This is a genomic window from Kribbella sp. NPDC000426 (genome assembly GCF_040300265.1).
Classification (GTDB): Bacteria; Actinomycetota; Actinomycetes; order Propionibacteriales; family Kribbellaceae; genus Kribbella.
Map to the genome: position 1 here is coordinate 85,229 of NZ_JBEPDK010000008.1, position 23,965 is coordinate 109,193.

Here is a 23,965-nt window from a genome sequence, read left to right on the forward strand (position 1 = left end):
ACAACCCCCCCCCCGCCGGCCCCCCCCCCCGGCCCCCCCCCCCGCCCCCCCGCCCCCCCCCCGTCCGGCCGCCGCGTTAGGCCTTGGTGAGCCAGTAGGTGAGTTGGAGGTCCTCTTCGGTGCCGGTGGCAACGTCGGCCTCGGTGGGGGCGGACTGGTTCAGCTCGACGGCGAGGACCTCGCGGGCGATCTCGTCGGCGTGCTTGCCGAGGGCATCGGTCAGTTCGGTGTCGGTCGAGGTCAGCCAGACCTTGATCCGGTCCGAGACCTCGAGGCCGGCGTTCTTCCGGGCCTCCTGCAACGTCCGGACCACCTCGCGGGCCAGCCCGGCCTGCCGCAGCTCCGGCGTCACCTCGAGGTCGAGGGCAACGGTCTCGCCCTGCTCGTTGACCACCGACCAGCCTTCCTTCGGCCGCTCGGACAGCAGCACCTCGGCCTCGCTGACCCGGACGTCCTCGCCGTCGACGACGACCGACGCCGTACCGGTCTCCTTCAGCTCGACCGCCAGCGCGCCCGCGTCGGCGGCGGCGATCGCGGCCGCGACCACCGGCGTCTGCTTGGCGAACCGCTTGCCCAGCTCCCGGAAGTTGCCCTTGGCGGAGAACTCGACCAGGTCGGCGCCGGCCGCGGACAGCGGCTCGACCGTGCCCACGTTGAGCTCGTCCGCGATCTCCTGCAGCAGCTCGGGGGACAGGTCCGCGATCGCGGCCGATCCGACCAGCGCGCGGGCCAGCGGCTGACGGGTCTTCACCTTCGCCTCGGCGCGCGCCGACCGACCGAGCTCGACGACCCGGCGGGCCATCGACACGTGCTGCGCCAGTACGTCGTCGATCAGCGTCTCGTCGTACGTCGGGAAGCTGGACAGGTGGACCGACTCGGGCAGCCCGTCCGTGACCGGGCGGAACACGTCCTGCCAGACCCGCTCGGTGACGAACGGCGTCAGCGGTGCCATCACCCGGGTCAGCGCCTCGAGCGTCTCGTGCAGGGTTGCCAGCGCGCCGGCGTCACCGGCCCAGAACCGGCGGCGCGAACGGCGGACGTACCAGTTCGAGAGCACGTCGACGAACGAGTTGATCAGCAGGCCGAGCCGCTGCGTGTCGAACGCGGCGTACGCCTCGTCGGTGTCGCGGACCAGCCGGTGCGCCTCGCTCACCAGCCAGCGGTCCAGCACCGAGCGGTCGGCGACCGCGGGCGCGTCGGCAGGTGACCAGTCCGCAAGCCGGGCATACAGCGCGTGGAACGCGACCGTGTTCCAGTAGGTGAGCAGCACCTTCCGGACGATCTCGTTCAGCACGTTCGGACCGATGCCGCGGGCCTTCCACGGCGAACCGGACGCGGCCATGAACCAGCGCACCGCGTCCGCGCTGTGGTCGTCCATCAGCGGGATCGGCTCGAGGATGTTGCCCAGGTGCTTGGACATCTTCCGGCCGTCCTCGGCCAGGATGTGCCCGAGGCAGACGACGTTGCGGTACGACGACTCGTCGAACACCAGCGTGCCGATCGCCATCAGCGTGTAGAACCAGCCGCGGGTCTGGTCGATCGCCTCGGAGATGAAGTCGGCCGGGTAGGACGTCGCGAACTTCTCCTTCGACCCCTCGGCCCACGGGTAGCCCCACTGCGCGAACGGCATCGAGCCCGAGTCGTACCAGGCGTCGATCACCTCGGGCACCCGGCGGGCTTCCGCGCCGCAGGTCGGGCAGTCGAAGGTGATGTCGTCGACGTACGGCCGGTGCGGGTCGGTGGCGCTCAGATCCTGCTCGGCCAGCTCACCGAGCTCGGCCAGCGAGCCGACGCACACCTGGTGGTCGTCGGCGCAGCGCCAGATCGGCAGCGGCGTACCCCAGAAGCGGGAGCGGGAGACGGCCCAGTCGATGTTGTTGCGCAGCCAGTCGCCGTACCGGCCCCACTTGACCGAGTCCGGGTACCAGTTGGTCTTCTCGTTCTCCCGCAGCAGGGCGTCCTTCACCTGGGTGGTGCGGATGTACCAGGACGGCAGGGCGTAGTACATGACCGGGGTGTGGCAGCGCCAGCAGTGCGGGTACGGGTGCTCGTACGGCACGTGCTTGAACAGCACACCGCGCGCGTCGAGGTCCTTCACCAGGTCCTCGTCGGCCTTCTTGAAGAACTGCCCGCCGACCAGCGGTACGTCGGCGTTGAAGTGACCGCTCGAGTCCACCGGGTTCACGACCGGCAGGTTGTACGCGCGGCCCACGGCGAGGTCGTCCGCGCCGAACGCGGGGGACTGGTGCACCAGACCGGTGCCGTCCTCGGTGGTCACGTAGTCCGCGAGCACGACGTAGTGCGCCGGCTCGTCGAACGGCACCAGCTCGAACGGCCGCTGGTAGTTCCACAGCTCCATCTCGCGGCCGGCGTACTCGTCGGTGACGGTCCAGCCTTCACCGAGCCGGTCGAGCAGCGGCTTGGCGACGACCAGCGACTCCACGCCGTCGGTGGCGACGACGTACTCGACGTCGGGGTGTACGGCGACTGCGGTGTTTGAAACGAGTGTCCAAGGCGTCGTCGTCCAGACCAGCAGCGACGCCTTGCCGGCCAGCGGACCAGACGTCAGCGGGAAGCGGACGTACACCGACGGGTCGACGACGGTCTCGTAGCCCTGGGCCAGCTCGTGGTCGGACAGGCCGGTGCCACAGCGCGGGCAGTACGGCGTGATGCGGTAGTCCTCGACCAGCATGCCCTTGTCGTGGATCTGCTTGAGCGACCACCAGACGGACTGGACGTATTCCGGGTCCATCGTCTTGTACGGGTGCTCGAGGTCGACCCAGTAGCCCATCCGGACGGTCAGGTCGTTGAACGCGTCCACGTGCCGCAGTACGGACTCGCGGCACTTGGCGTTGAACTCGGCGATGCCGTACGCCTCGATGTCGTTCTTGCCGCTGAAGCCGAGCTCCTTCTCGACCGCGACCTCGACCGGGAGGCCGTGGCAGTCCCAGCCGGCCTTGCGCTCGACCCAGAAGCCCTTCATGGTCCGGTAGCGCGGGAACACGTCCTTGAAGACGCGGGCCTCGATGTGGTGCGTGCCGGGCATGCCGTTCGCGGTCGGCGGGCCCTCGTAGAAGGTCCACGGCTGACCGCCGGCGGACTGCTCGAGGCTCTTGGCGAAGGTGTCGTGCTCGTCCCAGAGGGTCAGCACCTCGCGCTCGAGCGCGGGGAAGTCGACCTGGGCGGGAACCTGCCGCCAGGGGGTATGTGGGTTCTCTGCCGCCATCTCATCGTCCTTCGTCGCCACTGACCTGCGGGACGAGGGACGAAGCACCGGCTCGGCGCCGGCACCGCGCGGTACCACCCTCCTTGGTATCCCTCCGCGAGATACCCACTTCCTTTTGCTGCCGCTGCCGGTTCTAATAGGTCCCTTACAGACCGTTCTTCCGGCGGCTCCGGGGTGATAGCCCCATCACTGCCTTGCGGATCGCGGTTGTCAGTGTACGGCGTCGTACGAGCTGACTACGAATCGTTAATTGTTCTTGGGGGAGTGGCCGATGAGCCGACTGAAACGTTCGGTGACGTAGCGTAGTCGCTGAGACAGGGCTGTGACGCGCGGAACATCGAGCGGACTTGAAGAACCGACTACCGTATGTCCACGGTCTGCGCGTCGGGCTGGCACGTGGTGAGCACGTGGCCTACTGTCTTGCGACCAGTCCGCTTCAGTCTCCGACGAAGGCAGGGGGTAGCTGATCAGCATGGCTACATCGGCATCGAAGAAGTCCGCCCCCCAACGTTCCGCCGCGGCCGAGAAGAGCGCTGCGAAGAAGTCCGAGCCGGTTGCGAAGACAACGGCCCGGAAAGCCCCGGCGAGGAAGAAACCGGCGACGGCCTCGCCGGCCAAGAAGACTCCCGCGAAGAAGTCGACGCCGACTTCCACCGCGGCAAAGAAGGCTCCGGCCGAGAAGATCCCTGCCAAGGAAGCCCAGACGAAGAGGGTGGCCATGAAGACGAACGAGAACAGGACCCCGGCCACGGCGCCGGCGAAGTCCGCTGCACATACGGCCGAGACCTTCAAGGTGAAGCCGGGCGAGGACCCGTGGACCGCTGCCGAGCTCGCCGAGCTCCGCACGGAGCTGGAGGGTGAGGTCGAGCACCTCAAGCAGGAGATCCGGGACGCCGAGCAGGAGATCGCGGGCCTGTTCCGCGACGGCAGCGACGGCGCCGGGAACGACCAGGCCGACGTCGGGTCGACCACCCTGGAGCGGTACCACGAGCTGTCGCTGGCCAACAACGCCCGCGACATGCTGAACCAGATCGAGTTCGCGCTGACCCGCATCGACGACGGCACGTACGGCGTCTGCGAGAACTGCGGCAACGCGATCGGCAAGGGTCGGCTGCAGGCGTTCCCGCGTGCGACACTGTGCGTGTCATGCAAAGAACGCCAGGAACGCCGCTGAACGACCCTGCCTCGTCTCACCAGGTGGGAGACGCAGACACCACGGAACCGGCCGACGACCCGTCGGCCGGTTCTCCGTCGTCCTCGCCATCCCCACCGTCGCCGCCACCGCCCGTCCGGTCCTGGAAGTGGATGGGCCTGTTCGGCGCGGTCGGCGTCGTGATCCTGCTGCTCGACCAGGTGACGAAGGCGCTCGCGCTGGCCCACCTGACGCCGGGTGAGCCGGTGAACGTGGTCGGGTCGCTGCTGAAGTTCAACCTGATCCGGAATCCGGGCGCCGCGTTCAGCCTCGGGACCGGCTACACGCCGTACATCTCGGCGATCCAGATCACCGTCGCGATCGGGGTGGTCTACCTGTCCCGGCGGCTCGGGTCGGTGGGCTGGGCGGTCGCGTTCGGGCTGCTGTTCGGCGGCGCGGTCGGGAACATCATCGACCGGATCTTCCGGGAGCCGTCGGCGTTCCACGGGCACGTGGTCGACTTCCTGCAGACGCCGCACTGGGCGATCTTCAACGTCGCGGACATGGCGGTGACGTCGGCCGCGATCCTGCTGGTGATCCAGACGCTGCGCGGGGTCAAGCTCGACGGGACGCGGGAGCAGCGCAAGTGACGTCCCGGACCGTGATGGTGCCGGACGGTCTCGCGGGTGAGCGGCTGGACGCGGCGCTGTCGCGGCTGTTCGGCGTGTCCCGGACCAAGGCGGCCGAGCTGATCGAGTCCGGTCTGGTCCAGGTCGACGGGTCGCCCGCTCCGAAGTCCTCGCGGGTCGCGGCCGGCGTGCTGCTCGACGTCGAGCTGCCACCGCCGCCGTCCGACGTGACCGTCGTGCCGCAGACCGTGGACAACCTGCGGATCGTGTACGACGACGACGAGATCGTCGTGGTCGACAAACCGGTCGGGGTCGCGGCACACCCCTCGCCCGGCTGGACCGGGCCGACCGTGATCGGTCATCTGGCCGGTGCGGGCTTCAACATCTCCACCAGCGGCGCGGCCGAGCGCAAGGGCATCGTGCACCGGCTCGACGTCGGCACGTCCGGGCTGATGGTCGTCGCGAAGACGGAGTACGCGTACACCGTCCTCAAGCGCGCCTTCAAGGAGCGGACGGTCAAGAAGATCTACCACGCGCTGGTGCAAGGCCATCCGGACCCGTTCACCGGCACCGTGGACGCGCCGATCGACCGGCATCCGCACCACGACTACAAGTTCGGCGTGGTGGCCGGCGGCAAGCCGAGCGTGACCCACTACGAGACGCTCGAGGCGTTCCGGTACGCGACGCTTCTCGAGATCACCCTCGAGACCGGCCGCACGCACCAGATCCGCGTCCACATGTCCGCGATCGGCCACCCGTGCTGCGGCGACCTCACGTACGGCGCCGACCCGGTCCTGGCCGAACGCCTCGGCCTCACCCGCCAATGGCTGCACGCCATGCGCCTCGGCTTCACCCACCCGGGCACCGGCGAGTACGTCGAGTTCACCTCGGAGTACCCCGCCGACCTCGACCACGCGCTGGACCTGCTGGTCGACGCGCAGTAGGGACCCGGGCGGCGTACCGGCCTAGGCTGAACCCATGGAGGGATCTCGAGCCGGGGTGGGGCGCGGGCGGTTGCCGGCTGAGGTGACCAGCTTTGTCGGGCGGCAGCGGGAACTGGCCGATACCAGGCGGCTGCTGTCGAGCAGTCGGCTGCTGACGCTGACCGGGGTCGCCGGGGTCGGCAAGACGCGGCTGGCGGTGCGGATGGCAGCCGAGGTACGGCGGACGTTCGACGACGGCGTGTGGTTCGTCGAATTGCAGGCCTTGCGGGATCCGGCTCTGCTGGGCCACACGCTGTCCGAGGCGCTCGAGCTCATCCAGGTGTCGGCCAGCCCCGAGTCGGATGTGGCGGACTTCCTGGAGGACAAGCACCTGCTGCTCGTGCTCGACAACTGTGAGCACCTGGCCGCGGCGTGCGCCGTACTCGTGAGCAAGTTGCTGGCGGCTGCACCCCGGCTCCGGAGCCTGGCGACCAGCAGGCAGGTTCTCGGCGTCGAGGGCGAGCAGATCCTGGCGATGGAGCCGCTGCCGACACCTTCGGCCGAGACGCCGCCCGCGGCCGCGGATCAGTACGAGGCATTGGTGCTGTTCACCGACCGGGTCCGGGCCATGGCCCCTGGCTTCAGCATCGACGATGCCAACCGGGACGAGGTGATCGAGGTCTGCCGGCTGCTCGACGGCGTACCGCTGGCGCTGGAGCACGCCGCGGTCTGGATGCGGACGCTGTCGCTGCCGCAGATCCGCGAGCGACTCGCGGACCGGGTCCGGCTCCTGCTGGGCGCCGAGGCGGCGGATCCGTCGCATCCGAAGGCGCTGGAAGCCGCGATCGGCTGGAGCTACGAGCTGTGTTCGCGCGCCGAACGCCTGCTCTGGCAACGCCTCTCGGTCTTTTCCGGCGGCTTCGATCTGGAGGGCGCGGAGGAGGTCTGCTCAGGCGACGGTATCGAACGCGACGAGGTACTCGGCCTGATCGCCGGCTTGGTGAACAAGTCGATCATCAGTCGCAACCTGGCGTCTGCTCCGGTGGTCTCCGGCTACGACATGCTGACGACCATCTCCCAGTTCGGAGCGACGCGGCTCGGCGACCAGACCCGTGCGTACCAGCTCCGGCACCGCGAGTACTACCGGGCGCTGACGGCTCGCTGGGCGACCGACTCCTTCGGCCCGCAGCAGGGTGACTTGTTCCTGCGGACGCGGCGCGAGCATCAGAACCTGCGGACCGCCATCGACTTCTGCCTGGCCGAGCCCGGAGAGGAGCCGGTCGCGCTGGAGTTGGCAGCACCGATCTGGACCTTCTGGTTCGCGGGCCTCCTCCGCGAAGGCCACCGCTACCTCACTCGAGCGCTCGACGCCGCACCCAGGCCGACACAGAGCCGTGCGCTTGGCCTGTTGGCAGGGTGCCAGCTCGCGATGTTCCTGGGCGAGGCCGAGCAGTTCGCGCGCTGGCTGGCCGAGTGCGAAGAACTGGCCGAGCGGTACGACGACGACCGGCTGCGAGCCGGTCTCGCCGAGGTGTCGGCGCACGCGCTGATCTACCAGGGCGACCCGGCATCCGCGGTCGCCGAGCTCGAGGCCGCGCTGGCCGGCTTCCGCGCGGTCGAGGACCGGCACGGTGAGTTCAACAGCCTCTATCTGTTGTCCCTGGCAACCTTCTTCCTCGGCGACGAGTGGGTCGAGGGGTTCAGCCGGCAGGCCTACGAGCTGGCCGACGCGGCGGGCGCGGTCCAGTCCCGGGCGTACGGGATGTGGGCCGTCGGCGTGGTCGAGTGGCGTGACCGGGGCCAGCCCGAGGCGGCGACCCGGCGGTTCCGGGACGCGATTCGGTCGCTGCGGCCGTTGAACGACCGGACCGGGATCGGGTTCTGCGTCCAGGCCCTGTCGTGGTGCGCCGGATCGGCGGCGCCGGACGAGCGGGCGGCGCGGTTGATGGGTGCGTCGCGGGCGGTCTGGCGCAGCGGCGTGATTGTCGACACGCGGACGCCGTACAGCAGGCTCGACGATCTGACCGGTGAGCGGATCCGGGCGGCGATCGGGGAGGGCGAGTACGACGCGGCGTTCGCGCGCGGAGCGGCGTACACCTTCGAGCAGACCGTTGCGCTGGCGCTGGGGGAGGACGATGAGCAGGATGCGGGCGGCCGGGCCGGGAGCGGACACCGGCTGACGCCGCGTGAGCACGAGGTCGCCGTACTGGTCGGGGAGGGGCTGAGCAATCGCGAGATCGCGCACCGCCTGACCGTCTCCCCCCGGACTGCCGAGACCCATGTCGAGCACATTCTCAGCAAGCTCGGGTTCGCCTCCCGCAGCCAGGTCGGCCGGTGGGTGGCGGACCACCCACGTCCGTAGTCAGATCCGTAACCGTCCCGATGCGCGCCGGCGCACGACCGCGCGACAGTGGTGATCAACGTTGTGTGCCACAACGTGGCCGCGGTTCCCCCCAACCGCGCCCGCGCCGCCTGGTCCCTCCACCCGGGCAGCGTCGCCGGTGGGCCTGGCGACCGGAGTCCCCCCGCTCCGTGCCGGGTCCACCGCTCTGCCCGCCACCGGGTTGCCGGGTTGCCGGGTTGCGGCGCCGCGTCCCTGCGCCGTGAAGTGGTGTGCTCGTGGTCTGATCCACGACCGGATAGCGGGCGCCGCGACCCTGGGCCGGTGAGCCGGTGAGGAACTGTCGGCGGGCCCGCATAGGCTGTACCGGTCCACCTCACGTACGCCCTGGGAGGTCCGCGCCGATATGGGGTCCAGCGACAGTTTCGTGCATCTTCATGTGCACACCGAGTACTCGATGCTGGACGGCGCCGCGCGGATCGACGAGTTGTTCAAGACCGCCCAGGAGGCCGGCATGCCGGCCCTGGCGACGACCGACCACGGTTACGTCTTCGGGGCGTACGAGTTCTGGAGGACCGCGAAGAAGTACGACGTCAAGCCGATCATCGGCGTCGAGGCGTACCTGACACCGCAGACGCATCGCACCGAGCGCAAGCGGATCCGCTGGGGCGACGCCAGCAACAACAGCTCCGACGACGTCTCCGGTGGCGGTTCGTACACGCACATGACGCTGCTCGCCAAGAACACCGGCGGGATGCACAACCTGTTCAAGATGGCGTCGCTGGCCAGCCTCGAGGGCTACTACTTCAAGCCCCGGCTGGACCGCGAGCTGCTGCAGACCTACGGCCAGGGCCTGATCGCGACCACCGGGTGCGTGGGTGGCGAGGTGCAGACCAAGCTGCGCCTCGGGCAGTACAAGGAGGCCGTCGAGGCGGCCGCGGAGTTCCGGGACATCTTCGGCGCGGAGAACTTCTACTGCGAGGTGATGGACCACGGGATCGAGATCGAGCGGCGGACCCAGCAGGACCTGCTCCGGCTGGCGAAAGATCTGAGCCTGCCGCTCGTCGCGACCAACGACCTGCACTACACGCACCAGGCGGACGCGACCGCGCACGCCGCGCTGCTCTGCGTCCAGTCGGCCTCCACCCTGTCCGACCCGAACCGGTTCAAGTTCGACGGCACCGAGTTCTACCTGAAGACCCCGGCCGAGATGCGCGAGGTCTGGAAGGAGCTCCCGGAGGCGTGTGACAACACGCTGCTGATCGCGGAGCAGTGCGAGGTCGGCTTCACCGAGGGCGAGGGCCGGTTCATGCCGCGCTTCCCCTGCCCGGAGGGTCACAACGAGGAGTCCTGGTTCGTCGCCGAGGTCGAGACCGGTCTGCACCACCGGTATCCGGCGGGCATCCCGGACGACGTCCGCAAGCGCACCGACTACGAGATCGAGGTCATCGTCTCGAAGGGGTACGCCGGCTACTTCCTCGTCGTCGCCGACTTCATCAACTGGGCCAAGGCCAACGGCATCCGGGTCGGCCCGGGCCGTGGCTCCGGTGCGGGCTCGATGTGCGCGTACGCGATGAAGATCACCGACCTGGACCCGCTGCTGCACGGTCTGTTCTTCGAGCGCTTCCTGAACCCGGAGCGGATGTCGATGCCGGACTTCGACATCGACTTCGACGACCGTCGCCGCCCCGAGGTGATCCGCTACGTCACCGAGAAGTACGGCGACGACCGGGTCGCGATGATCGTCACCTACGGAACCATCAAGGCCAAGCAGGCGATCAAGGACGCCGGACGGGTGCTGGACTACCCGTTCGCGATGGGCGACCGGATCACCAAGGCGATGCCGCCCGCGGTGATGGGCAAGGACGTGCCGCTGTCCGGCATCTTCGACCCGCAGCACAAGCGGTACTCCGAGGCCGGCGAGTTCCGCACGCTGTACGAGGGCGACCAGGACGTCCGCAAGATCGTCGACACCGCCCGCGGCCTGGAGAACCTGAAGCGCCAGTGGGGTGTGCACGCGGCCGGCGTGATCATGTCCAGCGAGCCGCTGATCGAGCTGATCCCGATCATGCGCCGCGAGCAGGACGGCCAGATCATCACCCAGTTCGACTACCCGAGCTGCGAGACGCTCGGCCTGGTCAAGATGGACTTCCTCGGCCTGCGCAACCTGACGATCATGGACGACGCGGTCAAGAACATCGAGGCCGCGCACGGCATCACGGTCGACCTCGACAAGCTGAGCAAGGACCTCGACGACAAACCGACGTACGACCTGCTCGCCCGCGGCGACACGCTCGGCGTCTTCCAGTTCGACGGCGGCCCGATGCGGGCGCTGCTGCGGCTGATGAAGCCGGACAACTTCGAGGACATCTCCGCGAGTACCGCGCTGTACCGCCCGGGCCCGATGGGCGCGAACAGCCACACCAACTACGCGCTGCGCAAGAACGGCGCGCAGGAGATCAGCTACCCGCACCCCGAGCTGGCCGAGGCGCTCGAGCCGGTGCTGGGCATCACCTACGGCCTGATCGTGTACCAGGAGCAGGTGATGGAGATCGCCCAGCGCCTGGCCGGCTACTCGCTCGGCAAGGCGGACCTGCTCCGCCGCGCGATGGGTAAGAAGAAGCGCGAGGTCCTCGACGCGGAGTACGTCGGCTTCTCCGAGGGCATGAAGGCGAACGGGTACTCCGACGCGTCGATCAAGGCGCTGTGGGACATCCTGCTCCCGTTCTCCGACTACGCGTTCAACAAGGCGCACTCCGCGGCGTACGGCCTGGTCTCGTACTGGACCGCGTACATGAAGGCCAACTACCCGGCGGAGTACATGGCCGCCGTCCTGACGTCGGTGAAGGACGACAAGGACAAGATGGCCATCTACCTGAACGAGTGCCGCCGGATGGGCATCAAGGTGCTGCCGCCGGACGTCAACGAATCCGACTCGAACTTCACCCCGGTCGGCACCGACATCCGCTTCGGTCTGTCCGCGATCCGCAACGTCGGGGTGAACGTCGTGGCCGAGATCGTCGCGGCCCGCGAGGACAAGGGCCGGTTCACCGACTTCGTCGACTTCATCGACAAGGTGTCGCTGCCGGTCTGCAACAAGCGCGTGATCGAGTCGCTGTCCAAGGCCGGTTCGTTCGACTCGATGGGGCACGCCCGGCGCGCGGTCGTCGCGGTGCACGAGCAGGCCGTCGACGAAGCCATCGACCTCAAGCGGAACGAGGCGCACGGCCAGTTCGACCTGTTCTCGATGGGTGACGACGAGGCCGACGAGGGCGAGGGCAACAGCCGCCTGACCGTCACCGTCCCCGAGATCGAGGAGTGGGACAAGGCGACCAAGCTGGCGCACGAGCGCGACATGCTGGGGCTGTACGTGTCCGACCACCCGCTGTTCGGCGTCGAGCATGTGCTCACCAACGGCAGCGACTGCACGATCGGTCAGCTGCTCGCCGACGAGGACCGGCCGGACGGCAGCCGGGTCACGATCGGCGGCCTGGTGACCGCGGTCCAGCGCAAGGTGAACAAGCGCGGCGACATCTACGCGATCGTCACGATCGAGGACCTCGAAGGTTCGATCGAGGTGATGATGTTCTCCTCGGCGTACCAGCTGCACGCGCACCTGCTCACCAACGACGCGATCATCCTGATGAAGGGCCGGGTGCGTCGCCGCGAGGACCGGCTCGAGCTGAGCGGTGACGAGGTCGTCGTACCCGACCTGACCGAAGGCCCGAGCGGACCGGTCGTGATCACAATGGCGGCCAACCGCTGTACGCCGCCGGTCGTCACGCAACTGCGGGACGTGCTGAAGTCGCATCCAGGGATGACCGAGGTGCAGCTGAAGCTGCAGGCGCGCCAGAAGACCGAGATCTGGCGAATCGCGGACCAGTACCGCGTCACCCCGACAGCGTCCCTGATGGCCGACCTGAAGGCACTCCTCGGCCCATCCTGCCTGGCCAGCTGATCGGCGCTGGAACCGATGCGGCACACTGTCGGCGTGAGTCAAGAGTCGTTCCAGCCTTCGCCGTACGTGGCGCCGCCGTCGAGTAATCCGTTCGGCGCGCCGCCGGTGGAGGAGCGGCCGCTGCCGTGGGCGAAGGCCGTGCTGGTAACAGTGGCGGTGTTCCTCGTGGCCGGCGTCGTCGCGGGCTGGGCGTGGCAGGAGTTCTCGCCGCTGGCGCAGTACACCGTGGACGAGCAGGGCGGTGCGCTGGGCGAGGAGCAGATGACCCGGATCTTCGGGCCGGACGGGACGTTCACCGCGATCGGGTTCCTCGCCGCGCTGGTGCTCGGCGGTGCGCTGTTCTGGTGGCTGCGGAACTACGGTCCGTGGTCGGTCGCGATTGTTGCCCTCGGCGCCTGCTTGGGTTCCGGTGTCTGCTGGGGTGTCGGCATGCTGCTCGGGCACGACGCGATCGAGCCGCGGCTGCGGGCTGCCCGGCCGGGTGATCTGGTGGCGGCTCCGCTCGAGTTGCATACCTGGACGCCGGCGGCCGCCTGGCTGGTCGGCGCCGCGCTGGCGTGTGCCGTGATCGCGGCCGCGACCTGGCGAGCTGACCCTGTTACTCCGGTTGCAACCACTTCGCAACCTGCTGCGTCAGACCCTGCGCCCCCGGTCCACTAGCCTTTGCAGGTCCGGCGGGTGAGGCCACCGGAGCCAGCGAGGGAGCATATGTCCGACCAGAACCAACCCCCCAACCCGCAGTACCCAGGCGCCGGCGGTCCGCAGTACGGTCCACCGCCCGGTCAGAACCCTTGGCCGCAGCAGGGTCGGCCGCCGGGTCCGCCGCAGCAGCAGGGGCAGCCGCAGCCGGGTTACCGGCCGGGCCCGCAGCAGGCGCCGCAGTACGGGCAGCAGCAGGGGTACCAGCAGCAGCAGGGTCAGCCGCAGTACGGCGGGCCGCAGCAGGGGCAGCCGCAGTACGGTCAGCCGGGTCAGCCTGGTCAGGGGTCGTACGAGCAGATGCACATCGGCGGACAGCCGCCGCAAGGCCCCGGGTACGGCGGGCAGCCGCAGTGGCAGCCGGAGCCGAAGAAGAAGCGCGGCAAGGTGATCCCGATCATCGCCGCCCTCGCGATGGTCCTGGTCGTGGCCGGCGGCGGAATCTTTGCCTACGGCAAGCTTGCCGGCGGTAAGCAGCCGGCCGACGTCCTGCCGGGCACCGCGGTTGCGTACGCCCGGGTCGACCTGAACCCGTCCGCGGGCCAGAAGGTCGCGGCGATCCGGTTCATGATGAAGTTCCCGTCGGTGAAGGACAAGCTCGGCCTGACCGGCGACAAGGACGATCTGCGGCAGAAGCTGTTCGAGCAGATCAAGAAGTCATCGGGAGACGACCTCGCCGACGTCGACTACGACAAGGACATCAAGCCGTGGCTGGGTGACCGGGCCGGTATCGCCGCGCTCCCGCCGGCCGAGGGCAAGCGCGAGCCGGACGTCGTGGTCGCGCTCCAGGTGAAGAACCAGGACGCCGCGAACAAGGGCATGGACAAGCTGCTGGCGAACGAGGACAAGAAGCCCGGCCGTGCGTTCAGCGACGGCTACATGCTGCTGTCCGACGACCAGGCGACCGTCGACGCGGCGGTCGCGACCGCCAAGGGCAACCCGCTGACCAAGAACGCCAAGTTCAGCGCGGACATGGACAAGCTCGGCGAGCAGGGCTTCCTGTCGGGTTGGGCGGACGTGAAGGGCATCGCCTCGATCACCGGCAAGGTCGACTCCGGGCAGATCGCCGGCCTCGGCGACGCCACGACGGCGGTCGCGCTGCGGTTCGACGCGTCGTACGTCGAGCTGAAGGGCATCGGCCAGGGCGACAAGAGCATCAAGGTGAACTCCGGCGCCGACGCCGCCGACCTGATCTCGAAGCTGCCGGACAGCACGGCCGGCGCGATCGCGATCTCCGGCGGCGACAACCTGATCGACACCGCGTGGCAGCAGGTGCAGAAGGCGGGCGGCGAGAACCTCAAGCCGATGCTCGACCGGATCGCCGAGGAGACCGGCCTGAACCTGCCGGACGACCTGAAGAGCCTGGCCGGGAAGAACCTCGCGGTCGCCATGGACAAGGACACCGCCAACGGGCCGAAGATCGCGGCCCGGATGGAGACCGACCCGGCGAAGGCCGAGCCGGTGGTGCAGAAGCTGACATCGCTGCTGCGGCAGCGTTCGTCGGCGAACATCCCGATCGAGACCGCGAAGGACGACGACACGCTGGTGGTCTCGACCAGCAAGGAGTACGCCGACCAGGTGCTGCAGGGCGGCAACCTCGGCAGCACGGACAACTTCAAGCAGGCGCTGCCCGACACCAAGGGCGCGCTGATGATCGGGTACGTCGACTTCGCCTCGATCGGCTCGATCAGTCAGCGGTTCGCCGACGACAAGGACCTGGCCGCGCTCCGCTCGGCCGGCATCGTCACCCGCTCGACCGGCGACGGTCAGGCCGAGTTCAGCCTGCGGGTCGTCGCGAAGTAGCCACCAACTGAAAAGCCCCGGGTCGTCCGTCGCTGGACGGCCCGGGGCTTGTTTGTGATCGTCTACAGTGCGGATATGGACGGGGACCTGGCAGCACGGTTGCGGTTGACCTACGAGGACCTGCACGCCCACCCGGAGCTGTCCGGGGACGAACGCCGTACGGCGGGGATCGTCGCGGACTGGTTGCGTGAGCAGGGGTTCGACGTCCACGAAGGCGTCGGCGGAGCCGGTGTCGCCGGGGTACTGAGTCAGGGCGCCGGGCCGACGGTGTTGCTGCGGGCCGACATGGACGCCTTGCCGGTCGCCGAAGAAACGGGTCTGCCGTACGCGAGCACGGTCGACGGCGTCATGCATGCCTGCGGCCACGACATGCATGTCACCTGCCTGCTCGGGGCTGCGCTCGAGCTGGCCGCTGCCCGGGACGCCTGGGCCGGGACGCTGGTGGTCGTGTTCCAGCCGGCCGAGGAGATCGGCGCCGGCGCTCAGGACATGGTCAACGACGGCTTGTACGAGAAGGTGCCGAAGCCCGACATCGTTCTCGGGCAGCACGTGGCCCCGATCCCGGCGGGCACGCTGGGGTTGCGGCCCGGGCCGTCGTTCGCGTCCGCCGACACGCTGCGGGTCACGCTGTTCGGCGTCGGCGGTCACGGCTCCCGTCCGGAGGCGACGGTCGATCCGGTCCTGCTCGCCGCGACGACAACGGTCCGGCTGCACACCGTGGTTTCCCGGGAGGTGGCCGGCAACGACACCGCCGTACTGACGGTCGGTGCGATCAACGCCGGCACGAAGGCCAACATCATCCCGGACACCGCCGAGTTGCTGCTGAGTGTCCGCAGCTACTCCGAGCAGGTTCGCGACCGGGTGCTCGGAGCGATCGAGCGCATCGTTGCCGCGGAGGCGCAGGCCGCCGGGGCACCGCGTCCGCCGACCGTCGAGCGGCTCGAGGCCGTGCCTGCCGTGATCAACGATGCCGCCGCCACCGAACGCACGCAGCAGGTGCTGGAGTCTGTCGTCGGTGCCGGACGGGTGGTCGACCCGGGCCTGATCACGGGCAGCGAGGATGTCGGTGTGCTTGCCCAGGCCGTCGACGCGCCGATCGTCTACTGGCTGCTCGGCGGCGCCGACCCGGCCGAGTTCGCGGGTGCGCAGACGATGGAGGAGATCGTCCGGGTTGTGGCCGATCTTCCGTCCAACCACTCGCCGCATTACCACCCGGTCCCGAGTCCGACGATCGAGATCGGCGTGGCCGCACTCGTCACCGCCGCCCGTCATTGGCTGAATTCTTCGCCGGGTGATGTCGAAAAGCCGGGATCGGGATCTACCTCCTGAGTGAAAGCACCTCTTCACGACAAGGAGACGACCATGAACCACATCAGCGAGATCCGCACCGTCGGCGTACCGGTGACCGACCAGGACCGGGCCGTCGCGTTCTATACCGAGACGCTGGGCTTCGAGGTCCTGATGGACGCGCCGCTGCCGCAGCTCGGCGGCCGCTGGATTGTCGTCGCGCCAGCCGGATCCTCAGCGAGCATCGCGCTCGTACCGGCGTCGGACGGCAACCCGGCCGGCGTCGACACCGGGATCCGGATGGGCAGCCCCGATGCGAAGGCCGCCCACCAGCATTTCCTCGACGCCGGCGTGGACACCGACGAACTGCTCGAGTGGCCGGGCATCCCGCCGATGTTCAGCCTCCGCGACCAGGACGGAAACCGGCTCTACATCTCCGGCGTCTGATTCAGACGAGCACGTGGCCGCCGTCGACCGAGACGATCGAGCCGGTCGCGTAGGGCTGGTTCATCAGGTAGACGTACGCCGCCGCGACGTCCTCGGGTTCGCCGACGCGCCCGACGGGCAGGTGGCGCGCGGTCTCGTCGTAGTCGAGGCCGCCGCGCCACAGCGGCGTACGCACGACACCTGGTTTGACGGCGTTGACGCGGATCGGCGCGAGCTCGAGTGCCAACGCCCGTACGGCGGAGTCGATCGCGCCGCAGATGCTCGCGGCCACCGACCAGCCCGGGCCGGGGCGATCGCCGGCGGCTCCGGTGGTGAGTACGACGGAGCCGCCCGACCGGATCTTGGCTGCGGCCGCGCTGACGGCGCCCAGAGCGGCGAAGTACCGCAGCTCGAACGCCTGCCTGGCTTTGCCGAGGTCGAGTGAGTCGATCTCGAGCAGGGTCAGCGCTTCGCCGGCCGTGAACACCAAGTGGTCGAAGGCTTCTTTCCCGTGAAAGAAGGCGGCGACGGCGGCAGAGTCGGTGAGGTCGACGGCTTCACCGGACGCCGAGTCCGGCAGCGATTCGAGTGCGCGCTTCACCGACTCGGGGTTGCTAGAGGCAACGATCACGGTCGCGCCGTCGGCGGCAGCGAGCCGGGCGGTGGCGAGGCCGATACCCGACGTACCGCCGAGGACGACGACGCGCTGGTTCTGCAAGGACATGGCAAGACCTTTCGTGGTGGGGGATTCCCTTCCACGATGCGGTCGTCGGGCGGCCGTCGTCCAAGACCTGTTCGGGCCGCTGTAATACCCTGAAGGTATTATGGATCTCGATCTCCGCAAGCTCCGGTACTTCGTGGCCGTCGCCGAAGAACTGCACTTCGGCCGGGCGGCGGAGCGGCTGCACATCGCGCAGCCGGTGCTGTCGCGGCAGATCCGGGCGCTCGAGGGCGAGCTCAGGGCGCAGCTGTTCGTGCGCACGAAGCGCGCCACCGAGCTGACCCCGGCCGGGCGGCAACTGCTCGACGATGCGCGTCCCCTGCTGTCCGCGGCGGATGCGACGCGTCGGCGGGTGGCTCAGGCGGCGCAGGGACCGAAGACGTTCACGATCGGCTTCATGCCGGGGCTCACCGTGACCGAGGCGGTCCGGGCGTTCGGCGGGGCCCACCCCGGCATCGAGGTCGAGCTGATCCGGACCACGTGGAACGACCAGGTCGACGTACTGCAGGACGGGCGGGTCGACGTGAGCATCGTCCGGCTGCCGATCGACCAGGCCGGGTTGACCGTACGCCCGCTGTTCGAGGAACCGCGGGTCGCGATGCTCCCGGCCGATCACCGCCTCGCCGGCAAGCCCGTCATCGACATCACCGATCTCGCCGACGAGCACCTGCTGCAGGACCCGGACGCCGTACCCGAATGGCGCGACATCGCACTCGAACTCCGCACCCGCACTGCGAAGCCGATCCCGGTGATGCGCAGCGTCGAGGAGAAGCTCGAACACGTCGCCGCCGGCCGCGGCATCTCGATCATCCCGCTGTCGGTCGCCACCTTCTACCAACGCTCCGACGTCGTCGCCGTCCCGGTCGCCGACCTCACCCCCAACACCGTCTGCCTGGCCTGGCCCTCGACACGCCGCTCCCACCTAATCCACGACTTCGCCGCCCTCGCACCGAACGTGGCTTGGACGCCCTGACCCAGTCGCCCGCGAGGACTACGAGCGGCGGACGCGGTAGCGGATGTGGGTTGCCTGGGGGGTGTCGATGACGCGGGCGATTTCGAGTTCGACGCGCTCGGGTAGTGCGTCGAACAGTCGCATGCCGCCGCCGAACAGGACCGGGACCTGGTCGATCTGCAGCTCGTCGAGTACGCCGGCCGCCAGCGCCTTCTGTGCGGTGACCGCGCCGTGGACCAGCACGTCCTTGTCGCCGGCAGCTTCCTTCGCGCGGGCGATCGCGGTCTCGACGTCGCCCACGAACGTCACCTTCTCGTACGGCGAGGTCGCGGCCGGGTCGCTGGTGACGACGAAGATCGGTACGCCGTGGTGGTCGCCGCCGTAGAAGTCGACCTGCTCGCCGGTCCGCCGGCCGACCACGACCGCGCCGGTCTCCTGCAGCTCGTCCCAGATCACGGCGGCTTCACCCGCGGGCCGGCCGACATCGCCGTCCTCGTTGAGGTACCACTGGTGCAATCGCATGAAGTCGTCGCCGCCCGGGTTCCCTACACCGTCGTTCGGACCGGCGATGTAGCCGTCGGCGGACATCGACATCAACAACACAGCTGAAGACATGAGCGTTCTCCCTAGCTCGACGGTGCGGCCGATCCGCACCCTCTGCCTTCGCGTCGAAGAGAACCCTGTGGATTCGACATCAGTCCGCGGCCAGGGTCTCCAGTACGCCGTCGCCGTACTTGGCCAGCTTGTTCTCGCCGACGCCGCTGATCCTGCCCAGCTCGGCCAGCGACGACGGCAGGTCGGTCGCGATCTGCCGCAGCGTCGCGTCGTGGAAGATCACGTACGCCGGGACGCCCTGCTCCTTCGCCACCGCGCCCCGCCAAGCACGCAACCGCTCGAAGACCGGCGCTGCCTCGGGTGCGAGGTCGACGGCCGCCTTCTTCCCGCCGGACGACCGGGACGACGAGCGGACCCGTTCGGGCTCGCGACGCATCATCACCTCACGTCGACGGCCGAGCACCTCACCGCTCTCCTCGGTGAGCACGAGCGTGCCGTAGTCACCCTCGACGGCCAGCAGCCGCAGCGCTAGCAACTGCCGGACCACGCCGCGCCACTCGGTGTCCTTCAACTCGGTGCCGATCCCGAAGACGGTCAACTCGTTGTGGCGGAACTGCTTGACCTTGTCTGTCTCCTTGCCGAGCAGGATGTCGACCAGTTGCCCGGCGCCGAACTTCTGGCCGCGCTCGTGCTGCAGCCGGTACACCGTCGACAGCAGCTTCTGCGCCGCGATCGTCCCGTCCCAGGACTCGGGCGGAGTCAGGCACGTGTCGCAGTTCCCACACTTGTCGCCGTGCTGCCCGAAGTACGCCAGGAGTTGTGAGCGCCGGCACTGCACGGTCTCGCACAGCGCGAGCATCGCGTCGAGGTGTGAGCCGAGCCGTCGCCGATGCGCGAGGTCGCCCTCGGACGTGTCGATCATCTTCCGCTGCTGGACGACGTCCTGCAGGCCGTACGCGAGCCAGGCCGTCGACGGCAGTCCGTCCCGCCCGGCGCGGCCGGTCTCCTGGTAGTAGCCCTCGACCGACTTCGGCAGATCGAGATGCGCGACGAACCGGACGTCCGGCTTGTCGATCCCCATCCCGAACGCGATCGTCGCGACCACGACCAAGCCGTCCTCACGGAGGAAACGCGACTGGTTGTCCGCGCGGGTCCGGCTGTCGAGGCCGGCGTGGTACGGCACGGCCTCGATCCCGTTCTGGGTCAGGAAGGCCGCGGTCTTCTCGACGCTGTTACGGGACAGGCAGTAGACGATGCCCGCGTCGCCGGCGTGCTCGGTCCGCAGCAGGTCGAGCAGTTGCCGCTGCGGGTTGTCCTTCGGAACGATCCGGTACTGGATGTTCGGCCGGTCGAAGCTCGCGACGAAGTGCTTGGCCTCGGACAGGTTGAGCCGGGTCGCGATTTCTTTGTGGGTCGCCTCGGTCGCCGTCGCGGTCAACGCGATCCGCGGTACGTCGGGCCAGCGCTCGTGCAGCTCCGACAGCATCAGGTAGTCGGGCCGGAAGTCGTGGCCCCACTGGGACACACAGTGCGCCTCGTCGATCGCGAACAACGCGATCTTGCCCTGGTCGAGCAGCCGCACGGTCGAGTCGACCCGCAGGCGCTCGGGCGCGAGGTACAGCAGGTCGAGCTCGCCGGCGAGGAACGCCTGCTCGACCTCGCGCCGCTGGTCGAAGTCCTGGGTGGAGTTGAGGAATCCGGCGCGTACGCCGAGTGCCGTGAGCGCGTCGACCTGGTCCTGCATCAACGCGATCAGCGGCGAGATCACCACTCCGACACCGGACCGCACCAGCGCCGGGATCTGGTAGCACAACGACTTCCCGCCACCGGTCGGCATCAGCACCAGCGCGTCGCCGCCCGCGACCACGGTGTCGATGATCTCGGCCTGCTGACCGCGAAAGGCGTCATACCCGAACACGCGCCGCAGCACTTGCAGGGCTTCGGAGTCAGGCAGTCCGGTTGTCTCGCTCACCCCGGCGAGTCTAATGAGATCAACCGACAGATGCCGACTCCGTCTCCGCAGCCTGTGGATTACCGGCCGATCTCGCCCGCATACGTGCCGACACTCCACAGATTTCCCTCGAAATCGCGCACGGTGAATCCGCGCGATCCGTAATCGGTGTCCTCCAGTCCGCGAACGACGACCGCACCCGCGCCGATCGCATGGCCGATCAGACTGTCAGGATCGTCGTGCACGAGATAGACCGACTGCCGCTGGTCGGTCAGTGCGGTGAACTCGTCCGGCTCGGTCTTCGCGTCGGCCGAGCCCAGCATGATCCCGCCGCCGGTGGGCCAGGACAGCTCCGCGTGCGCGATCGACCCCTCCGCGGCGCCTTGGTACGACGCGACGACGGTGAAGCCGAGGCCTTCGGTGAGGAACTTCAATGCTGCCTGCCCGTCCCGGTAGTGCAGGCCCGGCCAGACGCCGATCACGTTCTTCTCTGTCGCAGTGTTCATACCTCCGAGACTCGCGCCCCGGCCGGGATGAAGTCTTGAAGGTTTGGGAGCTCCTCGGTCATCCATTGGCGCGGCGAGCAACCCGCGATCGACTGGAACTCGCGCGTCAGGTGGGCCTGGTCGGCGTAACCGGCTGCGGCGGAAAGGTCGGCGAGGCGGGTTTTCGGGTGGTGGCGGAGGTGTGCGGTGACGCGTTCGAAACGTAAAACGCGGGCGGCGACCTTGGGGGCCAGGCCGAGCTCGCGGGTGAACCGGTCGGTGAGGTGGCGGCGGCTCCAGCTGACCTCGGTGGCGAGCTGCTGGACGCTGATCGCTCCGTGCGACGCGCAGAGTCGCTGCCAGGCCCAGTCGACCTCCGGCTGTGCCGTGCCCGCGTTGTGCCGGCCGAGCTGTTGCAGCAACAAGCTCTCGATCAACGCGAATCGTCCGTCCCAGCTCGGCTCCTCGCGCAGCTGCTCGGTCAGTTCACGCGCCGACCGGCCGAACAACTCGTCGAGACCGATCACGATCGAGGCGAGCCGGCCCGGTGGCAGCCCGAGCAGCTCGCGGGCCGCCGGGGGAGTGAGCGAGACCTGGACGCCGGCCCGGCTGGCGGTCTGGCCGATGTGCACCGCGGTGGAGTGCAGCCCACCGGCGAGGGCGTCGAACTTGTCGACCGGCTGACCCGGCCACGCGACACCGAGCGGCTCGTCCAGCGTGATGACCAGAGTCATGCACCGCGACGGCAGACCGCGATGCAGCTCGAGCGGCTCGCCGTACGACGCGTAGCCGGTGAGGTCCCCGACATACGGCCGCAGGGCAGGGTGCACCGGCCGCGTGTGGTGCCCCGTCCCTGCCATGAACTCAGGCTAGAACGCGCCTCCGACAGAATCATCTGCTCCACGATCCGGGACCCGCGTACCGCGATTCGGACGGGCGTGGCAACATCAAGTGCATCGTTCTACTGCGAGGAGATGTCGTCGTGCCTGCTCTGAGGTCCCGTACCGTCACCCACGGCCGCAACATGGCGGGCGCCCGCGCGCTCATGCAGGCCTCCGGGGTAGCCCGTGAGGACTTCGGCAAGCCGATCATCGCGGTCGCGAACAGCTTCACCGAGTTCGTCCCCGGTCACACCCACCTCGCCCCGGTCGGCCGGATCGTCTCCGCGGCCATCCACGCGGCCGGCGGTATCGCCCGCGAGTTCAACACGATCGCCGTCGACGACGGGATCGCGATGGGCCACGGCGGCATGCTCTACAGCCTGCCGTCGCGGGACCTGATCGCGGACTCGGTCGAGTACATGGTCGAGGCGCACTGCGCGGACGCGCTGGTCTGCATCTCGAACTGCGACAAGATCACCCCGGGCATGCTGAACGCCGCGCTCCGGCTGAACATCCCGACCGTGTTCGTCTCCGGCGGCCCGATGGAGGCCGGCCGCGCCACGCTGGTCGACGGCACGGTCCGCAAGCTCGACCTGATCGACGCGATGTCCGAGGCCGTCAACGAGAACGTCTCCGACGCCGACATCCTGCGGATCGAGGAGAACGCCTGCCCGACCTGTGGTTCTTGTTCGGGCATGTTCACCGCGAACTCGATGAACTGCCTGACCGAGGCGATCGGCCTGTCGCTCCCGGGCAACGGATCCGTGCTGGCGACCCACACCGCCCGGCGTGCGCTGTACGAGAAGGCCGGCGAGACCGTCGTACAGATCACCAAGCGGTACTACGACAACGACGACGCGACCGTGCTGCCGCGGAACATCGCCACCAAGGACGCGTTCGGGAACGCGATGGCCCTGGACATCGCGATGGGCGGCTCGACCAACACGATCCTGCACCTGCTGGCCGCCGCCCAGGAGGCCGAGGTCGACTTCGACCTCGACGACATCAACGCGGTGTCCCGCCGGGTCCCGTGCCTGGCGAAGGTCGCGCCGAACGTCGCCCCGCAGGGCACGTACTACATGGAGGACGTGCACCGCGCCGGAGGCATCCCCGCCATCCTCGGTGAGCTGCACCGCGCCGGCCTGCTGAACGAGAACATCCACACCGTGCACAGCGACTCGATCGACGAGTGGCTGAAGACCTGGGACCTGCGCGGCGGTTCCCCGTCGCCGGAGGCGGTCGAGCTGTGGCACGCGGCCCCGGGCTGCAAGCGTTCCGCAACGGCCTTCTCGCAGTCCGAGCGGTGGGACACCCTCGACACCGACGCGGCCGGCGGCTGCATCCGCGATCTCGAGCACGCGTACTCCAAGGACGGCGGTCTCGCTGTCCTGAAGGGCAACCTGGCCGTCGACGGCTGTGTCGTGAAGACGGCCGGTGTGGACGAGTCGATCTGGACATTCCAGGGACCCGCGGTCGTGTGCGAGTCGCAGGAAGAGGCCGTCGAGAAGATCCTGGCCAAGCAGGTGCAGCCGGGCGACGTCGTCGTGATCCGGTACGAAGGCCCGAAGGGCGGGCCGGGGATGCAGGAGATGCTGTACCCGACGTCGTTCCTCAAGGGCCGCGGTCTGGGCAAGGTCTGTGCGCTGGTCACCGACGGCCGCTTCTCCGGCGGTACGTCGGGACTCTCGATCGGGCACGCGTCGCCCGAGGCCGCGTCCGGCGGCACGATCGCCCTGGTCCAGGACGGCGACCAGATCCGCATCGACATCCCCGGCCGTTCGATCGAGCTGCTGGTCGACGAGGCCGAGCTGACCGCGCGCCGGGACGCTCTCGGCGGTGTCTACGCGCCGAAGAACCGCGAGCGCAAGGTCTCCGCCGCGCTCCGGGCGTACGCCGCGATGGCGACCAGCGCGGACCGCGGCGCCGTCCGGGACGTCTCCAAGCTCGGCTGATCCCACGCATTGTGGCGGTCCGGCGGCCAGGCGTAGCTTGGTCG

18 protein-coding genes are annotated in these 23,965 nt (G+C 68.9%); 11 read left to right on the forward strand and 7 right to left on the reverse strand.

The features are described 5' to 3' along the window. Nucleotides 1-76: 76 nt before the first annotated feature. Both ileS and ABT313_RS34975 read right to left on the reverse strand, forming a co-directional pair. On the reverse strand, nucleotides 77-3,226 hold the full coding sequence (gene ileS, locus ABT313_RS34970; protein ID WP_350862683.1) for an isoleucine--tRNA ligase: 3,150 nt from the start codon (nucleotides 3,224-3,226) through the stop codon (nucleotides 77-79). A 246-nt stretch (nucleotides 3,227-3,472) separates the two neighbouring features. Further along, nucleotides 3,473-3,946 carry a hypothetical protein gene (locus ABT313_RS34975; protein ID WP_350862686.1) on the reverse strand — a complete coding sequence of 158 codons (474 nt, stop codon included), beginning with the start codon at nucleotides 3,944-3,946 and terminating at the stop codon, nucleotides 3,473-3,475. On the opposite strand from ABT313_RS34975, the gene ABT313_RS34980 reads away from it, so the two are divergent. The 9 genes from ABT313_RS34980 to ABT313_RS35020 all read left to right on the forward strand — a co-directional run bounded on the left by ABT313_RS34980 (nucleotide 3,945) and on the right by ABT313_RS35020 (nucleotide 16,445). Further along, complete coding sequence (locus ABT313_RS34980; RefSeq protein WP_350862689.1) at nucleotides 3,945-4,400, forward strand: TraR/DksA family transcriptional regulator; 456 nt, start codon at nucleotides 3,945-3,947, stop codon at nucleotides 4,398-4,400. The two genes, ABT313_RS34975 and ABT313_RS34980, sit on opposite strands and share 2 nt — an antisense overlap. Nucleotides 4,401-4,423: 23 nt before the next feature. Then, on the forward strand, nucleotides 4,424-5,008 hold the full coding sequence (lspA, locus tag ABT313_RS34985) for a signal peptidase II (RefSeq protein WP_350862692.1): 585 nt from the start codon (nucleotides 4,424-4,426) through the stop codon (nucleotides 5,006-5,008). A 14-nt stretch (nucleotides 5,009-5,022) separates the two neighbouring features. Then, the gene (locus tag ABT313_RS34990) at nucleotides 5,023-5,931 is read left to right on the forward strand and encodes an RluA family pseudouridine synthase (RefSeq protein WP_350863811.1); all 909 of its coding nucleotides are present in this window, start codon (nucleotides 5,023-5,025) and stop codon (nucleotides 5,929-5,931) included. Between the two features lie 34 nt (nucleotides 5,932-5,965). Beyond that, nucleotides 5,966-8,272, forward strand: a complete 2,307-nt coding sequence (locus ABT313_RS34995; protein ID WP_350862695.1) for an ATP-binding protein — start codon at nucleotides 5,966-5,968, stop codon at nucleotides 8,270-8,272. A gap of 385 nt (nucleotides 8,273-8,657) precedes the next feature. Continuing rightward, a complete protein-coding gene (dnaE, locus tag ABT313_RS35000) occupies nucleotides 8,658-12,209 on the forward strand; it encodes a DNA polymerase III subunit alpha (protein ID WP_350862698.1) in 3,552 nt (1,183 codons plus the stop codon). 33 nt (nucleotides 12,210-12,242) lie between these two features. Next, nucleotides 12,243-12,869: a hypothetical protein gene (locus ABT313_RS35005; protein WP_350862701.1), complete on the forward strand. Its 627-nt coding sequence runs from the start codon at nucleotides 12,243-12,245 to the stop codon at nucleotides 12,867-12,869. A 48-nt stretch (nucleotides 12,870-12,917) separates the two neighbouring features. Further along, nucleotides 12,918-14,711, forward strand: coding sequence for a DUF3352 domain-containing protein (locus ABT313_RS35010; protein WP_350862704.1), 1,794 nt, complete (start codon nucleotides 12,918-12,920; stop codon nucleotides 14,709-14,711). Between the two features lie 75 nt (nucleotides 14,712-14,786). After that, entirely contained in the window at nucleotides 14,787-16,040 is a 1,254-nt protein-coding gene (locus tag ABT313_RS35015; RefSeq protein ID WP_350862706.1) for an amidohydrolase, read from the forward strand. A 33-nt stretch (nucleotides 16,041-16,073) separates the two neighbouring features. Next, on the forward strand, nucleotides 16,074-16,445 hold the full coding sequence (locus ABT313_RS35020) for a VOC family protein (protein ID WP_350862709.1): 372 nt from the start codon (nucleotides 16,074-16,076) through the stop codon (nucleotides 16,443-16,445). A gap of 1 nt (nucleotide 16,446) precedes the next feature. On the opposite strand, the gene ABT313_RS35025 is transcribed toward ABT313_RS35020, so the two are convergent. Next, nucleotides 16,447-17,148 (reverse strand): SDR family oxidoreductase, encoded by a 702-nt coding sequence (locus ABT313_RS35025; protein WP_350862711.1) that lies wholly within the window; start codon nucleotides 17,146-17,148, stop codon nucleotides 16,447-16,449. A 100-nt stretch (nucleotides 17,149-17,248) separates the two neighbouring features. Between ABT313_RS35025 and ABT313_RS35030 the strand changes: the two genes are divergently transcribed. Continuing rightward, complete coding sequence (locus tag ABT313_RS35030; RefSeq protein ID WP_350862714.1) at nucleotides 17,249-18,118, forward strand: LysR family transcriptional regulator; 870 nt, start codon at nucleotides 17,249-17,251, stop codon at nucleotides 18,116-18,118. A gap of 18 nt (nucleotides 18,119-18,136) precedes the next feature. Here ABT313_RS35030 and ABT313_RS35035 read toward each other — a convergent pair whose 3' ends face one another. From ABT313_RS35035 to ABT313_RS35050, 4 genes are all read right to left on the reverse strand, one after another. After that, nucleotides 18,137-18,712 carry a dihydrofolate reductase family protein gene (locus ABT313_RS35035; protein ID WP_350862717.1) on the reverse strand — a complete coding sequence of 192 codons (576 nt, stop codon included), beginning with the start codon at nucleotides 18,710-18,712 and terminating at the stop codon, nucleotides 18,137-18,139. A gap of 79 nt (nucleotides 18,713-18,791) precedes the next feature. Then, nucleotides 18,792-20,624 carry a DNA helicase RecQ gene (gene recQ, locus ABT313_RS35040; protein ID WP_350862720.1) on the reverse strand — a complete coding sequence of 611 codons (1,833 nt, stop codon included), beginning with the start codon at nucleotides 20,622-20,624 and terminating at the stop codon, nucleotides 18,792-18,794. 59 nt (nucleotides 20,625-20,683) lie between these two features. Beyond that, nucleotides 20,684-21,109 carry a VOC family protein gene (locus ABT313_RS35045; protein ID WP_350862723.1) on the reverse strand — a complete coding sequence of 142 codons (426 nt, stop codon included), beginning with the start codon at nucleotides 21,107-21,109 and terminating at the stop codon, nucleotides 20,684-20,686. Then, nucleotides 21,106-21,948 carry an AraC family transcriptional regulator gene (locus ABT313_RS35050; RefSeq protein WP_350862726.1) on the reverse strand — a complete coding sequence of 281 codons (843 nt, stop codon included), beginning with the start codon at nucleotides 21,946-21,948 and terminating at the stop codon, nucleotides 21,106-21,108. Before ABT313_RS35050 ends, ABT313_RS35045 begins: the two co-directional genes overlap by 4 nt. Before the next feature lie 122 nt (nucleotides 21,949-22,070). Here ABT313_RS35050 and ilvD point away from each other — a divergent pair, with 122 nt between their 5' ends. Further along, nucleotides 22,071-23,921 carry a dihydroxy-acid dehydratase gene (ilvD, locus tag ABT313_RS35055; protein ID WP_350862728.1) on the forward strand — a complete coding sequence of 617 codons (1,851 nt, stop codon included), beginning with the start codon at nucleotides 22,071-22,073 and terminating at the stop codon, nucleotides 23,919-23,921. Nucleotides 23,922-23,965: the final 44 nt, after the last annotated feature.